17 protein-coding genes are annotated in these 18,684 nt (G+C 63.4%); 5 read left to right on the top strand and 12 right to left on the bottom strand.

Annotated features, from left to right (window positions below; translation table 11 throughout):
- Positions 1-116: 116 nt before the first annotated feature.
- The 6 genes from H8S23_RS08040 to H8S23_RS08065 all read right to left on the bottom strand — a co-directional run bounded on the left by H8S23_RS08040 (position 117) and on the right by H8S23_RS08065 (position 4,963).
- A complete protein-coding gene (locus H8S23_RS08040; RefSeq protein WP_186887811.1) occupies positions 117-806 on the bottom strand; it encodes an ABC transporter ATP-binding protein in 690 nt (229 codons plus the stop codon).
- Between the two features lie 425 nt (positions 807-1,231).
- Entirely contained in the window at positions 1,232-2,209 is a 978-nt protein-coding gene (locus H8S23_RS08045) for a hypothetical protein (RefSeq protein WP_186887953.1), read from the bottom strand.
- Between the two features lie 2 nt (positions 2,210-2,211).
- Complete coding sequence (locus tag H8S23_RS08050) at positions 2,212-2,763, bottom strand: hypothetical protein (RefSeq protein WP_186887812.1); 552 nt, start codon at positions 2,761-2,763, stop codon at positions 2,212-2,214.
- A complete protein-coding gene (locus tag H8S23_RS08055; protein WP_186887813.1) occupies positions 2,760-3,275 on the bottom strand; it encodes a cupin domain-containing protein in 516 nt (171 codons plus the stop codon). Before H8S23_RS08055 ends, H8S23_RS08050 begins: the two co-directional genes overlap by 4 nt.
- Positions 3,262-3,807, bottom strand: a complete 546-nt coding sequence (locus tag H8S23_RS08060) for an RNA polymerase sigma factor (protein ID WP_207721109.1) — start codon at positions 3,805-3,807, stop codon at positions 3,262-3,264. The genes H8S23_RS08055 and H8S23_RS08060 overlap by 14 nt, the downstream gene beginning before the upstream one ends.
- A 664-nt stretch (positions 3,808-4,471) precedes the next feature.
- Entirely contained in the window at positions 4,472-4,963 is a 492-nt protein-coding gene (locus H8S23_RS08065; protein ID WP_186887814.1) for a COG2426 family protein, read from the bottom strand.
- A 497-nt stretch (positions 4,964-5,460) separates the two neighbouring features.
- On the opposite strand from H8S23_RS08065, the gene galE reads away from it, so the two are divergent.
- The 3 genes from galE to H8S23_RS08080 all read left to right on the top strand — a co-directional run bounded on the left by galE (position 5,461) and on the right by H8S23_RS08080 (position 8,643).
- A complete protein-coding gene (gene galE / locus H8S23_RS08070) occupies positions 5,461-6,477 on the top strand; it encodes a UDP-glucose 4-epimerase GalE (RefSeq protein WP_186887815.1) in 1,017 nt (338 codons plus the stop codon).
- Between the two features lie 142 nt (positions 6,478-6,619).
- Entirely contained in the window at positions 6,620-7,549 is a 930-nt protein-coding gene (locus tag H8S23_RS08075; protein ID WP_186887816.1) for a nucleotidyltransferase family protein, read from the top strand.
- Positions 7,546-8,643: a phosphotransferase enzyme family protein gene (locus tag H8S23_RS08080; RefSeq protein ID WP_186887817.1), complete on the top strand. Its 1,098-nt coding sequence runs from the start codon at positions 7,546-7,548 to the stop codon at positions 8,641-8,643. Before H8S23_RS08075 ends, H8S23_RS08080 begins: the two co-directional genes overlap by 4 nt.
- Positions 8,644-8,698: 55 nt before the next feature.
- On the opposite strand, the gene H8S23_RS08085 is transcribed toward H8S23_RS08080, so the two are convergent.
- Together H8S23_RS08085 and H8S23_RS08090 are read right to left on the bottom strand one after the other, a co-directional pair.
- The gene (locus H8S23_RS08085) at positions 8,699-9,613 is read right to left on the bottom strand and encodes a carbon-nitrogen hydrolase family protein (RefSeq protein WP_186887818.1); all 915 of its coding nucleotides are present in this window, start codon (positions 9,611-9,613) and stop codon (positions 8,699-8,701) included.
- A 37-nt stretch (positions 9,614-9,650) separates the two neighbouring features.
- Positions 9,651-10,775, bottom strand: a complete 1,125-nt coding sequence (locus tag H8S23_RS08090) for a DUF362 domain-containing protein (protein WP_186887819.1) — start codon at positions 10,773-10,775, stop codon at positions 9,651-9,653.
- A 272-nt stretch (positions 10,776-11,047) separates the two neighbouring features.
- Between H8S23_RS08090 and H8S23_RS08095 the strand changes: the two genes are divergently transcribed.
- Together H8S23_RS08095 and H8S23_RS08100 are read left to right on the top strand one after the other, a co-directional pair.
- Positions 11,048-11,482: a MerR family transcriptional regulator gene (locus H8S23_RS08095; protein ID WP_186887820.1), complete on the top strand. Its 435-nt coding sequence runs from the start codon at positions 11,048-11,050 to the stop codon at positions 11,480-11,482.
- Complete coding sequence (locus H8S23_RS08100) at positions 11,479-11,925, top strand: DUF188 domain-containing protein (RefSeq protein ID WP_186887821.1); 447 nt, start codon at positions 11,479-11,481, stop codon at positions 11,923-11,925. Before H8S23_RS08095 ends, H8S23_RS08100 begins: the two co-directional genes overlap by 4 nt.
- Before the next feature lie 438 nt (positions 11,926-12,363).
- Here the strand turns inward: H8S23_RS08100 and H8S23_RS08105 are convergent, their stop codons facing one another.
- The 4 genes from H8S23_RS08105 to H8S23_RS08120 form a co-directional block, all read right to left on the bottom strand.
- Complete coding sequence (locus H8S23_RS08105) at positions 12,364-13,737, bottom strand: MATE family efflux transporter (RefSeq protein ID WP_186887822.1); 1,374 nt, start codon at positions 13,735-13,737, stop codon at positions 12,364-12,366.
- A gap of 189 nt (positions 13,738-13,926) precedes the next feature.
- Positions 13,927-16,062 (bottom strand): nucleoside hydrolase, encoded by a 2,136-nt coding sequence (locus H8S23_RS08110; RefSeq protein ID WP_186887823.1) that lies wholly within the window; start codon positions 16,060-16,062, stop codon positions 13,927-13,929.
- A 150-nt stretch (positions 16,063-16,212) separates the two neighbouring features.
- Positions 16,213-18,408 (bottom strand): 1,3-beta-galactosyl-N-acetylhexosamine phosphorylase, encoded by a 2,196-nt coding sequence (gene gnpA / locus H8S23_RS08115; RefSeq protein WP_341479905.1) that lies wholly within the window; start codon positions 18,406-18,408, stop codon positions 16,213-16,215.
- Between the two features lie 55 nt (positions 18,409-18,463).
- On the bottom strand, positions 18,464-18,676 hold the full coding sequence (locus tag H8S23_RS08120) for a DUF6903 family protein (RefSeq protein ID WP_186887824.1): 213 nt from the start codon (positions 18,674-18,676) through the stop codon (positions 18,464-18,466).
- Between the last annotated feature and the right edge of the window lie 8 nt (positions 18,677-18,684).

Raw genomic sequence — 18,684 nt, forward strand, 5'->3', positions numbered from 1 at the left:
GTCTCAATTGTAGCATGACAGAAAATAGGCCGCAATGAATTGACCGTTTTTTTACAAAAAGACGAAAAAGCCGGAGCTGCTTTGGATGATCCGACAAATACAGCGCGCGGCGGGCGTCAGTTCACCGGCGACAGCACCCCGTCCCGCATCTCAAAGCGCAGCGGCGCGCGGGCGGCAAGGGCCAGATCATGGGTGACCAGCACCACCGTGGTGCCCAGGGCGAGCAGCTGCTCCATGCACTCCAGTACCCCGGCGGCGGAAGCGCTGTCCAGACTGCCGGTGGGTTCATCCGCCAGCAGCAGCCGCGGGCGCATGGCCAGCGCGCGGGCAATGGCCACCCGCTGCTGCTGGCCCCCGGACAGCTGGCCGGGCAGATGGGCGGCCCGGTCGGACAGCCCCACCGCCTCCAGCGCCTGGGCGGCCAGCGCGCGCCGCCGGGCGGCGGGCAGGCGGCGGTAGCGCAGCGGCAGCTCCACATTTTCCAGCGCCGTCCTGCCGGGCAGCAGGTTAAAACTTTGAAATACAAATCCCAGCGTGCCGCCGCGCAGCGCCGACAACACCTTTTCATCCGCGCCCGCCACTTCCTGCCCGAACAGCCGCAGGCTGCCCGAGTCCGCCGTGTCCAGGCAGCCCAGCACCGACAGCAGCGTGGATTTGCCGCTGCCGGATGGCCCGGTGATGGCGGCAAAGCTGCCGGCGGGGATGGTGAGCGCCACCTCCCGCAGCACCGGCAGGGCCGCGTCCCCGGTGTGATAGGCCTTGCACAGCGCCCGCGTCTCCACGGCGGGCGTGTTTTTGTTCTGCATCAAAAAAGTCCCCCTCTTCCTGCTTCCTGCCTTGCGCCCCGCGGGGGCGTGCAGCTTTTAGTGTGTTCGGAAAAGGGGGATTTTATTTAAGCGGCAAAGGCGCGGCGGCCGCCCGCAGTCTGCCGCGGCGGCCCGGCAGGGCATGGGCGCTGAAAAAGCGGCGCCTGCGAGAGACGCCCTCGCGCGGGGGAGGCGGGGTTTATGCATGCCGGCGCCTCGTGAGCTGTACATGTGCGAGAGCGGCCCCATGCGCAGGCGGAAGCGGCCCGCTGCCAGGCACGGAGGCAATGCGTTTTTATTAAAAAAACAGCGGCAGACCGCGCTTCCCGCGCACGCCTTGCCGCTGTTTTGGGGCTGTCCGCGCCGCCGGCACATTCCATGGGCACGAACAGATCTTTGCTTTTTGACAGGAGGATTTTTTGAGATCAGGCGGCGTTCGGCGCATCAGGCGCCTGGGGCGCTTCGGGAGCTTGGGGCGCTTCAGGGGCGCTTGGGGCCGCCGGGGCGTCGGGGGCTTCCGGGAAACCGGAGCTCAGGCTGCCGTAAAAAGGTTCGCGGTCGCCGTCGCCGTAGATCTCCACCTCGGACTCGACGCGGTCGAGCAGCTGTTCCGCCGACGCGTTCATCTGAAAGCTGCCGGAGAGATGGAGCCGGGCAGAGGCGCTGTATTCCTCGGTGCCCTTATCCCAGCCGAAGTTGAGGGAACTTGGCCGCAAGCCGGCTGCAAGCAGCTTGTCGCGGACGCGGACGCAGTCCTCCGCAAAAGCCTGGTCACTGTCGTAGGGGCCGCGCAGATCGACGTAAAAACTTACATAGTCGCTGTCGCCCAGCGTGTCGGCCGTGGCGTTCTTGTCGAACTCGTAGCCCTCAAAGTGGACGGCGGCGGTAAAATCGGACACCGTTTTGTCGTCTTTCAGCAGCCGATAGACCTCTTCTTCCAGCTGGCGTTCCACCCTGTCCTGCGCGAGCTGGCGGTCCGGCCCCCAGTAGCGCACCGCATAGGGCACCAGTGAGACGCCCAGAGAGGCCACGATCAGCACAAAGCAGACCAGCATGGAGAGGAAGTCATATTTCAGCTTGACGTCCCCCTTGATGAAGCTGCTCACCAGTACCTCGCAGCCCAGCACCACCAGGATGAGCGGGCAGAGGCGGAAGATCAGGGTCAGGTCAAACGCGGGCCAGACCAGAGAGATGCCGATGGCTGCGCCGGTGAGGATCAGCGCCACCCCCATCGTCAGGGTGCCCACCCGGCGCACCTTGCGCGGCGTCTGGGGCGCGGCGCCTGGGCCGGGCTGCGGGGCGGGTCCCGGCTGGGGCATGGGGTCCGGGGCGGGGCCCATGCCGGGGGCGGCGGGCTGGCCGTCGTCCACGGGCACGCCGTTGTTCTCGTATAATTCACTCATAGTTATTCCTCCCCCTTGAATTCGATCATATCGTCCTGGCTGTGCTTTGCGTCGCCGCGGATCAGCCGCATGCCCAGCAGGATGATGAGCATGGCCACCACCAGGGTGGGCAGATTGTTCGCCAGCCTCCAGATCCAGGTAAGATCATAGGAGATGGAGTTGATGAAAGTCGCCAGCAGCGGCATCAGCAGGTTGTCGTAGAGCACATAGATGCCGACCAGGATAAAGCCGACGCCGAAAACGGCGTGGTAGCGGCGGGCAAAGGCCTCGGCTTCGCCGTGGCGGCGCATCTCGCTGGGGAGGATGAAATCGTCGGGAGACGCGATGCGCTGGGCCTGGTCCATGTTGCGGAGCGACCAGGTGTCAAAGAAGGCGTAAAACCAGATCACCGGCAGCGGTATGGTAAAAAACATGATATTCAGAAAACCGGAGAGGCCGATCGCCACCATGAACGCGGTCATCAGGGAAACGCCCCGTTTGATGTATCCCATATACATCTGACCGGCGCCGGGCCAGAGGGAGCACACGAAGGTGAGAAAAATGTTCTTTTTCATTTGTCTGATTCTCCTTTTTGGTTCAGCGCATTCAGCAGTTGGCCAACGGCGTTGGAGATGCGCGTATTCAATGTGTCTGCAGGGGCGTTGGAAGCGTCCAACTGCTCTTTCAGTTCTTTTTCGGCGGCTTCATTGAGGCGCTGCTGCTGTTCCAGACGGTAAGCGGCGCGGTCGGGCAGGGCGGCGCCCACCGCAGAGGGCAGCATCGTAAAGACGCCGGTAAACCAGAGGGTAAGGGCCAGACAGGCGGCCAGGCCCGCCTTCATGGCATGACGAAAGAAGATCACGCGGCTGCGCCGTTTCGCCCGCTCCATCACGGGCTGGACCAGGGAGTGCTCGGGCTCCAGCAGCGCCTCCCCGGTGAGCAGGTCCGCATAGCGGGCGCAGCAGCTGTCGCAGAAAGACAGGTGTTCGGCCGCCTCAAGGCTGGCAAGTTCGTCCAGCTGCCCGGCCAGCAGGGCGGCAAAGCCCTCGTCGGTGATGTGGCCGGTCCGGTCGTCAAATACGTCCACGAGTTACCCCTCCTTTGATGAGTCGCTGCTGCAGGATCTGCTTTGCGCGGTAGAGCTGGGTGTGTACAGTCTTTGGGGGACGCCCAAGCCGTGCGGCGATCTCCTCCACAGGGCGCTGCTCCAGAAAATAGAGCACCGAGACCTGTAAGTAAGGCTCTTTCAGGGCCCGTATCAGCCCCTCGATCTCGCGGCTCATGGCCGCGTCGACCACCAGGTCTTCAGCGGGCGGGGAAGCGCTGCTGCTGTACTGTGCATCCTCGTCGTTATCGGTGAGGTCCACCCTGCGGTTGTAGGCGCTTTTGAGAAAATCTTTCGCCTTATTGGTCGCGATGCGGCAAAGCCATGGCTTGGCGGTGTCCGGCGTGCAGCTGTCGCGGTGGGTATAGGCGGAGAGGAAAGTCTCCTGGGCAAGGTCCTCGGCGGTGTGCGGGTCCCGGGTCATCTGGTAGCAGACTGTGTAGACCAGTTTCTGGTATTTTTCAACGAGCTGTTCAAACGCCGCGTCCGTCACCACCGCCTCACCGCCTTTCATGCATGTTACGACCGGCCCGCTGGCCTTTCTTCAAAAAACAGAAAAATTTTTATGGATAAATTTTCCGTGCAGGCCGCGCTTTTCACCTTTTGAGGGCGCACGCGGCCCGCACGGGGACAGGGGAACGCTTTTTTCTCTCCCCGGCACGGAAAAACGCCGCCGGACGCCTGACGGCCCCAAAGGCCCGGCTCTGTCCGCCGGCTCGCCTCACCCGCGGTTAAAAAAAGGGGGGCAGGTCCCGCCAAAGGGAAAACCGCTTTTTCGGCGCCGCCCTTTTTGCGCCCGTCCAGCCGGCCGGGCTGCGCGGGGCTTTGAGGGAGAGGACTTTTATGCGGGATAAAGCGTCCCGCCCGCGCCGCCGCCGGCGCAGAGCGGGGACGGGCGACACTAGGGCAAAGAGGGCGGGGACTGTGCCCTGCGCCGCCCGGCCCGCGGGGGAGGCGGGCCAGGGGAGGGCGGACGGGATGCGCCCTCCCCACAATGCACTTTCCCGCCTGCGCGCGGCCGAAAGCCGCACGGCGGGAAAGCGCTTTTGGACGCAAATGCAGCAAAAAGAGCCGGCGGCCCGTCAAGAGAAGCAAATCGCTTGACGGACCGCCGGCCTTTTGGGACCTGCTGGTCTTATCCGCCGGGATCGACGTTTTTTGTGCCGGTGCGCCTGCGCTCAGGCAAAGAGCATACCCAGACCGCCGAACAGCCCGGCGGAGAGGGCCCCCATGATGACGCCCGCGGTGAGCACGCCGCAGGTCACCGCCAGCACGCTGGGCCAGAACTTCATGTCCAGCAGCGTCGCGGCCAGGCTGCCGGTCCAGGCGCCGGTGCCGGGCAGCGGGATGGCCACAAACAGAAACAGGGCAAAATACAGGCCGCGGCCCGCCTTTTCCTGCATCTTGTCGCCCGCCTTGACCCCTTTGCGGTAGATCCAGTCGAACGGTTTGCCCCAGCGCCCGGGCAGCTTGCAGCACCACAGCAGCACTTTTTTGCTGAACAGAATGATCACCGGCACCGGCAGCATATTGCCGATGATGGCTGTGATATAGGTGCCCGCCAGCGGCAGCCCGCTGCCCACGCCGATGGGGATGGCGCCGCGCAGTTCCACGATCGGCACCATCGAGACCAGAAAGACCCAGAAATATTTTTTGAACAGTGTAAGCATCTCAAAACCTCGGCTTGATCAATAGGATCCGCAGCCCGCGGGGGGCGGGGACGCGGGTTCCGCCGCGGGCCCTGCGGGCCGCGAAAGCTGAAACATGGTTAGTATACCCGATTTCCCGCAAAAGGGCAAGGAAAATACTTTTTTTGCGTCCCCGGGGGAGGGGCGGGGAGCGCGCGGGCCGGGCTGCCGGTTCGGGCCGGCCCTTTGGCCCTGCCCTGCGGCTTTGTCTCCGCGCACTGTTCGGGCGGGCGCGCGCCCCGCACAGCGCCCGTGTTTCCCGCGCGGGCCCTTGCCAAGGGACATGCGCGTTCTGTATAATAAAAGCGGTTTAAAGGATATGGACAAATGTCGCAGTCTGAAAAATGCAAATAGTGCAGAAAATAATCCATTCATTTTGCCCCGGCCGGGGGGTACAATGAAAGCACAGAAGCGAGACATGGCTGCAGGCCGGGCGGCGGGCAGGACCCCCGCCGGGCAAACCAAAGGAGGCAGAAGATATGGCGGTACTGGTATGCGGCGGCGCGGGATACATCGGCTCCCACACCTGTCTGGAACTCATCAACGCGGGCTACGATGTGATCGTGGCCGACAACCTGGTCAATTCCTGCGAGGAGGCGGTGCTCCGCACGCGGGAGCTGGCGGGCAGGGAGTTTCCGTTCATCCGGATCGACCTGTGCGACCTGGAAGCCACCGACGCCCTCTTCGCCGCCCACCCGGAGATCGACTCGGTGATCCATTTCGCCGGCCTCAAGGCGGTGGGCGAGAGCGTCGCAAAGCCGCTGGAATATTACGACAACAACCTCACCTCGACCCTGGTGCTGCTCAAAGTGATGCGCAAATACGGGGTGAAGAATTTTGTTTTCTCCTCTTCGGCCACCGTCTACGGCGATCCGCACACCGTGCCCATCACCGAGGAGTTCCCGCTGTCCACCACCAACCCCTACGGCACCACCAAGCTGATGATCGAGATGATCCTCAAGGATGTGTATCGGGCGGACCCCAGCCTGAACATCGCGCTGCTGCGGTATTTCAACCCCATCGGCGCCCATCCCTCGGGCCGCATCGGCGAGGACCCGGCGGGCATCCCCAACAACCTGGTGCCCTACATCGCCCAGGTGGCGGTGGGCAAGCTGGACCACGTCAACGTGTTCGGCGACGACTACAACACCCCCGACGGCACCGGCGTGCGCGATTATATCCATGTGATGGACCTGGCTGCGGGGCACGTGGCCGCCATCCACAAGCTGGAGCAGAAGCCCGGCCTGGTGATCTACAATCTGGGCACAGGGCACGGATATTCGGTGCTGGACGTGATCCGCGCCTATGAAAAGGCCTGCGGCAAAACGCTGCCGTATGTGATCGCGCCGCGCCGCCCCGGCGACATCGCCGCCTGCTATGCCGACCCGGCCAAAGCGAAGAACGAGCTGGGCTGGCAGGCAAAGTACGGCATAGAGGAGATGTGCCGCGATTCCTGGAACTGGCAGTCCCACAACCCGGACGGCTATCGCAGCTGAAGCCAGCGGCCAGCACCTTTCAAGGACCCCCGGCACGCCCCTGCGCCGGGGGCCTTTTTTTGGCGGCAGCGGCCCCGGGGGATGGAAAAAAGGCGGCAAAACCGCTATAATAAAAAGGAAAAATGAACAAAGGAGCGACACCATGAAAAAACCGGTTCTTGTCGTTATGGCAGCGGGCATGGGTTCACGGTACGGCGGCCTCAAGCAGATCGACCCGGTGGGGCCCAATGGGGAGGTCATCATCGATTATTCCCTGTACGACGCCCGCCGCGCGGGCTTTGAAAAGGTCGTCTTTGTGATCAAAAAAGAAATCGAAGCCGACTTTAAGGAGATCATCGGAGGCCGCGCGGCAAAATATCTGCAGGTGGAATACGCCTATCAGCAGCTGGACGATCTGCCCGGGGGCTATGCGGTGCCCGAAGGCCGCGTCAAGCCCTGGGGCACCGCGCATGCGGTGCTGGCGGCCCGCGCGCTGGTGGACGGTCCCTTTGCCGTGATCAACGCCGACGATTATTACGGCCGGGAGGCGTTTGAAAAGATCTACGAGTACCTGCTGACCCACCCGGACGGGGAGAAATACGCCTATGCGATGGTGGGGTACCATCTGCGCAACACCCTGACCGAAAACGGGCATGTGGCGCGCGGGGTCTGCGAGGTCTCCGACCGGGGCATGCTGGAGCGGGTGACCGAGCGCACCAAGATCTTCAAGGACGGCGCGGACGCAAAATACACCGAGGACGAGGGCGCCACTTGGCAGCCCCTGCCCGGGGACGCCACCGTCTCGATGAATATGTGGGGGTTCACCGCGAGCTTTTTGAAAGAGGCCGGACAGCGCTTTCCCGCTTTTCTCGACGGGGCGCTGGCCGGGGACCCGCAAAAAGCGGAATATTTTCTGCCCAGCGTGGTCAGCGCGCTGATCGGTGAGGGCAGGGCCGAGGTGAAAGTGCTCACCAGCCGCGACAAGTGGTATGGGGTCACCTATAAAGAGGATAAGCCGGTGGTAGTGGCGGCGGTCCGCGCCATGATCGACGCGGGCGTCTATCCCACGCGTCTGTGGGGGAGCGGGACATGAGCGGACAGGAACTGAGACTGGAGGAGGCGCTGGCGGCGTTCGAGTTTGAGGGCGCCGTGCAGCAGGCCCAGCGGTTTGGCGAGGGGCACATCAACGACACCTTTGCCGTCACGGCGGAAGGCGGCCGCCGCTGGATCCTGCAGCGGCTGAACACCGCGGTTTTCCGGCAGCCGCAGCAGGTCATGGAAAACATCCTGGGCGTGACGCGCCATCTGCGCGGCAAGATCGCGGCGCGCGGCGGCGACCCGGAGCGGGAGACCCTTAACCTGCTGCTCACCCGCGCAGGCGGCCCCCTGTTTACCGACAGCGAGGGCGGCGTCTGGCGCTGCTACCGCTTTATCGAGGGCACGGTCTGCCTGCAGGCGGCCCGCAGCGACGAGGACTTTTTTAACACGGGCAAGACGTTCGGGCAGTTTCAGCAGCTGCTGAGCGATTACCCGGCACAGACGCTGCACGAGACCATCCCGCATTTTCACGACACGCCGGACCGCTGCCGCAGGTTTGAGGCCGCTGTGGCGGAAGACCGGCTGGGACGTGCCGCTTCGGCCGGGCCGGAGATCGCTTTTCTCCGCGCCCGCCGGGAGGACTGCCGGGTGCTGGCGGATCTGCTGGCCGGCGGAAAACTGCCGCTGCGGGTCACCCACAACGACACCAAGCTGAACAATATCCTCATCGACGCGGCCACGGGCGAGGGGCTCTGCGTCATCGACCTGGATACCGTAATGCCGGGCCTGTCCGCGCACGACTATGGAGACTCGATCCGTTTTGGGGCCTCCACCGCCGCAGAGGACGAGCCGGACCTGTCAAAGGTCCATTTCAGCCTGCCGCTTTTTGAGGCCTATACCCGGGGATATCTGGCCAGTGCGGGCGGGGCGCTGACGGAGCTGGAAAAGCAGACCCTGCCGTGGGGGGCAAAGCTGATGACGCTGGAATGCGGCATGCGCTTTTTGACCGATTACCTGGAGGGGGACACCTACTTCAAGACCCACCGCCCCGGACAGAACCTGGACCGCACCCGCACCCAGCTGCGGTTGGTGGAGGAGATGGAACAGGCCTGGGACGAGATGGCGCGCATCATAAAAAAATACAGTTGACCCCAACACAGAAAAAGAAAAGGGCCGGTGCTTTGCACCGGCCCTTTTCGGGCTTTTATTCATGGATGCGAAGTTCCAGCACATCCGGGCGGGAATAGTGGCCGCAGGCGTCGAACTCCATGCGGCTGGCGGGCACACGGCCCATATCCAGATCGGCCCAGATGATCTCCTCGCGGTCCCAGACGGGCTGGGTCACATAGTGGCCGTAGGGGTCCACGATGCAGCTGCCGCCGCGGCACACCACGTCCGGCAGCCGGGCGATCTCTTCCGCGCAGTGCAGGTCCCGGGGATAGGTGTCCCGCGTAAAGAACATATCGCTGTTGATGAAATAGCAGTGCCCCTCGATGGCGATGTGCCGGATGGTCGCCTGCCATTCCTCGTTGTCGTTGGTGTTGGGCGAGATGTACAGCGACACGCCTTTTTCGTACAGCGCCACCCGGGCCAGCGGCATATAGCTCTCCCAGCAGATCAGGCTGCCCATCGCGCCCCAGGGGGTATCCACGACCGGGAAATAATCCTGCTGGGCGTCGCCCCAGACCACCCGCTCGGCCCCGGTGGGCTTCAGCTTGCGGTGCACCGATACCAGTGCGCCCTCGGGGGAGAAGATCAGGTTGGTGTTGTAGAGGGTAGCGGTGTTCAGGTCCCGCTCCGAGACGCCGATGCTCAGGTAAGCGCCCGCCTCTTTTGCCGCCTGCGCCAGCAGCCCGGTCTCCGGGCCGGGCACCAGGATGGAATTGTCGTAATACCGCTTCCAGTCCAGGCGGCCCTCGGCGCTGCGGCTGCCCACCGTGAAGCCGAAAGTCATGCCGTAGGGATAACCGGGGATGAACAGCTCGGGAAAGACGATCAGTTCTGCGGCCGCGGCCTCCCGGATCAGCTGTACCGCTTTTTCGGTGCAGGCCTTTTTGTCAAACAGCACCGGGGCGGCCTGCACGACCGCGATCCTGCAGCTGCTTTTCAGATCTTTCATGACGCTCCCTGCCTTTCTGCTGCCCGCTGTGCGGGGCTCAGACCCGGATCAGCTCATAGTCCCGGGTGCCCAGGCCGATCTTTTCGGCGTGGGCAAGACAGGTCTTCCAGTTCGTCTCCGGGGTGGTGTTGGTGAAATGGTCGTGATGGTCGCAGAAATGTTCGCCGTGCATCTCGTCGTCCAGCAGGCTGCCGGGCATTACGGGCATGCTGTTGCAGGCGTCGGCACAGGCCTGGTCCAGCGCTACCGGGTCAAAGCTGGCGAACATGCCCACATCCGGGATGATGGGGGCGTCGTTCTCCGCATGGCAGTCGCAATAAGGGGAAACGTCCATCACCAGGCTGATGTGGAAGTGGGGGCGCCCGTCCACCACGGCTTTCGAGTATTCGGCGATCTTTTTGTTCAGATCGTCGTTGGCGGAGGTGTTTTCGTTGTAGATGGCGTCAAAGTTGCAGGCCCCAAGGCAACGGCCGCAGCCCACGCACTTTGCGTGGTCAATGGTGGCCTTGCGGTCCTCGCCAAAGCTGATCGCCCCGTGGGCACAGTTTTTGGCGCAGGTGCGGCAGCCCACGCAGGCCGCGTGGTCCACGCTGGGTTTGCCGGAGTTGTGCTGCTCCATCTTGCCCGCGCGGCTGCCGCAGCCCATGCCGATGTTTTTCAGGCAGCCGCCGAAGCCGGTGGCCTCATGCCCTTTGAAGTGGGACAGGGTCAGAAAGATGTCCGCGTCCATGATGGCCCGGCCGATCTTGGCCGTTTTCACCATCTCGCCGCCCTCCACCGGCACCTCCACGTCGTCGGTGCCCTTGAGGCCGTCGGCAATGATCACGTTGCAGCCGGTGGAGAACGGGGTGAAGCCGTTCTCATAGGCCGCGTCGATGTGGTCCAGCGCGTTTTTGCGCCGCCCCACATACAGGGTGTTGCAGTCGGTCAAAAAGGGCTTGCCGCCCAGCTCTTTGACCACGTCGGCCACCGCCTTGGCGTAGTTGGGGCGCAGATAGGACAGGTTGCCCGGCTCGCCGAAGTGGATCTTGATGGCCACCATCTTGTTGTTCATGTCGATCTCGCCGATGCCCGCGCGGCGCATCAGCCGCTGCAGCTTCATCAGCAGATTGGTGCCGGGCAGGGCCCGCAGATCGCTGTAATAGACTTTTGCTTTTTCCATCTTGTACTGCTCCTTCTCACCGGCCGTTTTGCACGGCTGCTGTTCCTTTGGCCGATCCGCTTTTATTGTACGGCAGAACGCCGCACAGGACAAGTGCCGGCCCGAAAAAAGCCCCGAAAAGAAAGCGCGCCTCCCGCTCCGGAGCAAAAAACAGGGGCGGGGACGCCGTCTGATCTTTTGCCCTTGCAGGGCGGCGCACTTTGGGCTAAAATAACTATAAGCCTTAAAGTGAGGTTTAAGTCAAGCGTTTTTTTTCAGGGAGGGGACGGCTTTTGAATTACACCATCAGGGAGATCTCACAGCGGACGGGCATCCCGGCGTCCACGCTGCGCTTTTATGAGACGCGGGGGCTGCTGCCCCGCGTAAAGCGGGACCCGCACGGAGTGCGCGTCTACGACGATGCCGATCTGGACCGGTTGGGCACCATCACCTGTCTGAAGAACACCGGCATGGGCGTGGGGGAAATGGCGCGCTTTATGGCGCTGTACGAGCAGGGGGACGCCACGCTGGCCGAGCGGCGCGAGCTGGTGCGCGCCCAGCAGCAGGCGCTTTCCGCGCGCATTCGCGCCATGCGCGACTACAAGCGGCATATCGACGAAAAGCTGGAATATTACGATCTGGCCTGCGCCTGCGGCAGCGAGGCCGAAGCGCGCCGGCTCAGATGCTGCCCCGGGGCCGCCCCGGCAGGGGAGAGGAGCGCGGGGTGAAGCTGTATCTGGACGCGGATGGCTGCCCGGTGGTGCGGCAGGCCCTGGCCATTGCGGCGCGGCGCGGGGTCGCCGCCGTGGTGGTCTGCGACAACGCCCACCGCATCGACTGCCCGGGCGCGGAACTGGTGATGGTGGACCGGGGGCCGGACAGTGCGGATCTGGCCCTGGCAAACCTGCTGCGGCCCGGGGATGCGGCGGTGACCCAGGATTTCGGCTTGGCGGCCCTCTGCCTGGCGCGGGGCGCCTGCGCGCTGGACCAGAACGGGCGGCAGTATACTCAGGATAATATCGGCCCGCTGTTGGAGCAGCGGGCCTTTGCGGGGAAGCAGAGACGGGCGGGGCGGTATGGCAAAGGCCCGGCCAGGCGCACTGCCGCACAGGACGCGGCTTTCTGCGCGGCGCTGGAAACGCTGCTGGAGCAGCTGGCCCGACCCGGCTGAAAAATAAAAAGCGTCTGCCCCGGCGCAGTTTTGGGCAGCTGCCCGCAGCGGCCGCGCACAGGAGAGCGCAAAATTTTTATCCAAAGCGGCAGGGGACCCGGGCAGACGGCCCAGCCAGTGGTAAGCCCCTCTTACAGAGCAGGGCCTGCCTTTTGCGGAAGCTGTCCCCGGCGGCGGAAAAAAAGTGGTATTGAGCACGCGTTATCCGGCCCGCCCGGGCCCGCCCATGCCTGCGGCAGCGCTTCTTTTGTGGCGGCCGCTGGGCGCACAGGAGAGCGCAAAACTTCCGCCCAAAGCGGCAGAGAGGCGCGCGGGCGAGAGTCCCCCGCCCGGCACGGAGGATAAAAAAAGGGAATGAGATACCGGCAGTCCGCCGGTGCCCCGTTCCCTTTTTTGTGCTTTTTGAAGAAGAGATCGCCGCCCGGCGGGCGGCGCGGTTCAGGCCGGCGCCTCCGCTTCGCAGGGGGAGAGCGCTTTTTGTACGCGGGGCTTTTCCCGCCGGTAGAGCAGCGCCAGGATCAGCAGAAAAAGGGTCCAGCCGGTGCCGGTGGCGACGCAGACGCTGACCAGGCCCAGACGATCCGCCAAAAGGTAGGTGAGCCCCACCCGGACCGAGATCTGAAAGATGGTGCCGAAGAGGGAGACGTTCAGCTTGCCGATGCCGCGGAAAAAACCCTGCATCATGTCCCCCATTGCGGGCATGAGATAAAAAATGCTCATGGCGTGCAGATAGCGCACCCCCTCGCGCACCACGGCGGTCTCCCCGGCGCTGACGAACAGGGCGGTGAACGGGGCGGCCAGCAGGTACATCGACACCGCCATCAGCACCCCGTATCCCCAGGCCATACGGCGGCCCTGGCAAAAGCCGTCGAAGATGCGGTCCGCCTTTTTGGCGCCCTTGTTCTGCGCGATGAAGGTGGTGACCGCCGTGGCGATGCTGTTGCCCGGGGCAAGGACAAACCCCTCGATGCGGCTTACCGCGTTAAAGGCGGCGATGGCGTCGGTGCCCAGCGGGTTGACCGCGCCCTGCAGCAGCAGCTTGCCCACAAAAAAGCAGGTCTGCTGCAGCGCGGCGGATTGGCTGTAGCCCACGGTGGCGCGCAGCAGCGCCCGGTCCAGCGTCAGGTCGCTGCGGCGCAGATGCAGCTGCGGCACCCGGCGGGCGGTATAAAAGTAGCAGAGCAGCGCGGAGATGCCCTGCGCCAGCACGGTGGCTGCGGCGGCCCCGGTCACGCCCCAGCCCAGCACCGGCACGAACAGCAGGTCCAGCAGCACGTTGATCACCGAGGACAGGACAAGAAAATACAGCGGGGAGGCCGAGTCCCCGGCGGCCCGCAGCGCCGCGGTGTAGATGTTGTACAGAAAAGAGCACACCAGCCCCGCGAATACCACCCGCAGATACCCTGTCGCCTGCGCGGTCAGTTCGGCAGGGGTGCGCATGGCCCACAGGACGGGACGGATGCAGAGGATGGCCGCGACCGAGACCGCAGCCGTAAAGGCAAGCCCCGCCAGCACGCAGGTGGAAAACTCGCGCCTGCATTTGTCCAGGTCCCCCTCTCCCCACAGGGTGGCCATGAAGATGGAAGCCCCCGTGCACAGGCCGATGACGGTGAACAGCACGATGTTCATCACCGGCGCGGCCACGCCCAGGGCGGCCAGGGCCTGCTTTCCCACGAACCGCCCCACGATGATCGAGTCGGCGGCGTTGTATAACTGCTGAAAGATGTTGCCCGCCAGCAGCGGCAGCGCAAAGCGCAGAATGTGGCTGGTGACCTTGCCGGTGGTCATATCCACGGCGGGGGATCTTTTCATGGGGTAAAAACAGCTCCTTCCTCCCGGGGAGGATTTTTTAAGGGCCGCCGTAGGGCGGCGGGCAAAGCCCGACGGCTCTGTTTATTTTGCAATAAGGGACAGGCCCTGTCAAGGGCATGGATTCTTTTTTAGAAAAAAGGGACTGCGCGCTCTTCCGCAGAAAAAGCGCGCAGCCGGGAGGCAGAGGCTTTAAAACGCGAGAATGCCGGGCTCGGAAAAGAAAAGCGTGAGATCCACTGCGGCAAAAAAGCGCTCATTGTCCAGGCTGTCATCCAGCCCGGTGGAATAGGGAATAAAGAGGTGATTTGGAATGCTTCCCCAGCCAAGGGAGGCAGTCAGATCTTCCCGGGTCGCTCTCACTTCAGTGAGATAGCCCTCCGGCACGCGGGGGGCGTATTCCACCATATGAAAAGGATGGTTCATGCTTCCGTCCTCGGTGAACACAAGCCCGCTGCCCTGGCTCAGGCCGGTCAGGGTGAGAGCGATGCCGTCCACCACAACGGTTTGGGGGAGTGTGGTGAGATCCAGCGCCACCCTGTTTTGCCGGTGATGGGAGACGGTCCCCTCATAGTCCAGCGAGATCACTTTCACTCCTTTTGGGAGATCGGGGACCAGACAGAAATCCACCGAAACGGGCCCGCCATCCCCGGGGTTTTGTTGAAACGGGAGGCTGAAAACTTCATAGGACCTGCCGTCGGAACCATTGGCGACCAGGCCGCTGAAATGACGGTCCTCATCCGGAGTGACCAGATAAAAACGACTTCTATCCTCTCGCAGAACGACTGCCTGAAGCGGCTTTGTGTCTGTTTCAGGGCGGCAAAAAACGCCGGTTCCGGCTGCAGACAGCGGGGCACAGGCGGTCAAGCAGCCGCCGCAGTCCAGCTGAAAAGCCTCTTCAAGGTTCAAGGCAGCTGCCGGCTGAAAATCAGGCCATAGCAGTTTCGGATCAATATCCTCAAATTCCGTGCGCAGCGCCAGCTCCAGTTCTCGGTAAAGCACGTAATGACGGCCGGTACTGCCCGGAACCCAGGGATGGGAAACGGGGTAAAGCGTGTAGGCCCGGTCTTCCTGGCGAAGGATCAGGACAGGGGAAGCCGTGTCCTCAGGAAGTTCTGCAAGCGCCGCGATCTCACCGGTGGATGTGAACTGGATCAGGGTGTCGATCACACCGGCAGAGCCGTCCGCCAGCGCGAATCCCAATGGCTGATCGGAGACGCGGACCACAGACTCGGCCGCCTTATCCGCGCTGGTGAGCAGCCAGGGCAGGCTGAGAAACAAGCTCTCTTCGCCGCCGGGCAGAGAGGCGCTGTCCGTTGGCGGGGCCGCTTCATAACGCTCCACGCAGCCGCGCAGAAATTCGGTAAAGCGCGCGGTGTCGGGCTTGTCCAGAATAGTCACGTTGCCGTTTTCATCTTCCTCCACCACCGTCTGGCCGCGGTGCCTTGCGTCGGCCTGTGGGTCCACCGTGACACGGGCCCGCACCGCCCCCGCAAGGCTGGGGTCGATCAGGCAGGCCGCGGCCAGCGCATCGTGCAGTGTCTTGCCGCCGTCCTCCGCACCTTTCTGCTCCAGAAAATCGCAAAGGCCGCCGATCAGCTGTGCGCAGGGGTTCTCTTCTCCCGCCAGGGCACGCAGCTCATCGGTTTTCAGATAGGCATATTGGGTCGCTTCCAGGTCCGCCATCGTGATGGCCAGGCCGCTGTCAAAGACAATATTTGCCGCTTGCGGGTCGGCGTAGATATTGAACTCGCCATAGCGGGACATGTTCCCCTTGCCGCGCGAGCCGCCCATCAGCGTGACGCCCGCGATCAGCGCGGCGTCGTCCGGGTAGGCGGTGAGCCAGGCGGCGATGTTGGTCAGGGGACCCAGCGCCAGCACCTGCAGCGCGCCGCCCGCCTCCTGTGCGGCGCTGTGCAGCAGTTCTACCGCACTGCGGCTGTCAAACCCTTTGGCTGGGACGGGAAGTGCCACGTTGCCCAGGCCGTTGGCGCCATGTACGTTCTCCATGGTGGCCATTGAGCCGTCCAGCGCCGCCTCAGCGCCCACGGCCACCGGGCAGTCGACGCCGAAGAACGCCGCCAGCTTCAGCGCGTTCAGCGCGGTCTTGCCCACTGGCACGTTGCCGTGTACCGCCGTGATACCGCGGATGTCCAGCCGGTCGCTGGAGGCGGCGATCAAAAGCGCGAATGCGTCGTCGATGCCCGGGTCCGTGTCGATGACTACCGGCACGGCAGCCTCCCTGTCGACCCGCCCGCAGCCGGTGAGGGAAAACAGGGGACAGGCGAGCAGCGCTGCGCACAAAAACAGACAGAGCAATCGTTTCATGGCGGATACCTCCTCGCGTTTAGTGGATAGGGGGAGCGTTTTCTTTATTTTGCGCGCACAGAGGGGTGGTTGTCAACAGTAAAAACAGGGCGCGGGCGGGGTGTCGGCCCCTGCCCGCGCTCCGTGTGTACGGGACGTTTTTTGAAGCGCTCAGATCTCGTACCAGACGATCTCGTTGGCTGCGAGGTTTTTTACAAAGCTGCTGCCGTCGCCGCGGTAGACCGTGGTGGTCTGCGGTTCGTAGGTGTTGTTGACAACGCAGTATTTGCCGTTTTTGACATAGGCGTGGACCTCTACGTTGACGTTGGTGGAAAACCACTCGTGCAGCCGGTTTTCCGCCGAAGCGGCCCACAGGATGGCGCGGTAGAGCAGGCGGCTGTTCTCAAAGCTGTAGGGCAGGCCGCTGAGATACACGCCGCGTCCCTTGCCGAAACAGTTTACCGCCAGCTGCACGCCGCTGCGCTTCTGGCGCAGCACGGTGGCGCCCTCCAGCGCGTAGACGTTTTCCTTGCCCTCGCCGAAGTCGATCTCGCCCGCGCAGTCCTCGGTGATAAAGTGGGGGTGCTCTTCCCAGTTGTACTTGTCCCGGCCCAGCGTGAAGCCGCGCTCCTCCTCCACGCCCAGCAGGCTGCCCAGCTGCAGGTAACGGCCCTGATACTGGTGCCCCGCGGGCTCGCCCACGCCGATGAAGCCGCCGCCGCCGTGAACGAATTTTTTGACCGCGGCCGAGAGGCGCGGGTCCTCCCAGACGCTGCCGCCGGTGTAGGCGGTGTCGCCGTCGCCCACGTTGAGCACCACATCAAAGCGGGAGAGCAGTGCCGGGTCGCGCAGCACGTCCTCAAAGCTGATGAATTTGACATCAAAGGGCGCGCCGGACAGCGCTTCGATCACGCCGGCATAGCTGTAGTTTTGCTTGTAATAAAGCGCGTGATGCACCATGTGGCAGCCCCAGCTGCGCAGCTTGCCCCAGCAGTTGAGCACGGCCACCCGTTTGAAGCAGAACGGGGTGGTGCCGCGGGCGTTTTCATACAACAGGCGAAACTCGTCGCAGACGCTGCCCACATAGTCGATGAACTCGGGAAATTCCAGGGCCAGCTTCAGGTAACCGCCGTAGCCGATGCGGTCGATGGGCCTGCGCAGGATCGCCCGCCGCGCGGTGACCCAGTTGACCTTGGCTTCCCGCACCGGGTCCCCGCCCTCGTGAAAGGTATCCGGGAAAAAATAGGGCAGAAAGCGCCCCTCGGTGTAACCGACCCCCTCGATGTCGCTGATCAGGCGCAGCGTGCTGCCGTTGCCCACGCTGCCCACCACCGCGTCCAGCCCGGTGTCTTTGAAGTAAGGGCCGAAAGGCTCGGTGCCGATCCAGTGGTCGCCTAGAAACATCATCGCCTCGCGGCCGTACTCGTGGCAGATGTCGGTCATCTCCCGCACCAGTGCGGCCACTTCGCGCATCTGAAAATCCTGAAAATCGCGGAACTCCCTGCTGGGCACGCGGTAAGGGCAGTTGTGATATCCCTGGTCAATGATGTATTCCGGGCGGAAGCGGTAGCCCACCTCTTTTTCAAACCGCTCCAGGATATACGGGCTCACCGAGGCGGAATAACCGTACCAGTCCACGTATTTTTCCCGTGCCAGCTCGTCAAAGATCAGGGTGAACTGGTGAAAAAAGGTGGTGAAGCGCAGCACGGAGACCTCGGGATGCTCTTCGAGATAGCGGCGCAGCCGCCGCATGGTGTAGGCGTGGGTCTTGGGCTGGCGCACATCAAAGGTGATCTGATGCTCCACGTCTTTCCAGCCGTTGATCACGGCGTTGTACATGTGCACCGGGTCCCAGATGATATAGGCCAGAAAGCTCACCGAATAATCGTGAAACGGCTCGGCGTTCTCGATGACCACATCGCCGGCCGTGCAGTCGTAGTGCCAGGTCTGCACCGGCACCGCTTCGCCCGTGGTGCGGTCCATGACCTCCCACCAGCGGCGGATGTCGTCGTGGGTGTTCACCCGCAGCAGCTCGGGGTAGAGGCCCTCCATCAGATGGATGGAAAGGATGGGCCCCGTGGCGGTGACGAACCGGGTGCTGACGTACATCTGCTGCACCTCATCGGGGTTCGCCTTTGCCCAGGCGTTGTCCTTGCGGGTGGTGTAATAGGTGGAATAGATCTTGGCGCCCGAGTGGACCAGCTCTTCGGGCATGGCGGTGCCGTCGCAGTCACGGATGGCGTCCGCGCCCCAGCGGCGCAGCAGGGCCAGCGTCTCGGGCACCACGTCCATATCGGTGGGGATGGTGACCCGCCCGGTAAGGGCAGGGGTCTGGTTCTCATTGTCGCGGATGGACAATCGCTTCACCTCATTTGCTCATTGTGTTGCGCGGCGCGGGGCCGGGCAAAGCGGCCCTGTGCGCTCAGCGCTTTTTCTTTTTGGGCCGGGGGTCGGTAAAGGGTTTGTTGTAGAGATACAGCGCGGCAAGCAGCAGCGCCAGGCCGGCCAGCATGATGCCCAGGCCGGGCAGGCTGCCGGTCATCCTCCAGCCGGCGATGACCAGCATCATCCCCAGCAGAAAAAAGGCGGCGATGAGCGCCACGCGCAGTTTTTCGTGCTCTTTCCAGAATTGCATCGTCTCAC

The sequence above is a fragment of the Anaerofilum hominis genome, assembly GCF_014287275.1.
Taxonomy (GTDB): domain Bacteria; phylum Bacillota; class Clostridia; order Oscillospirales; family Ruminococcaceae; genus Pygmaiobacter; species Pygmaiobacter hominis.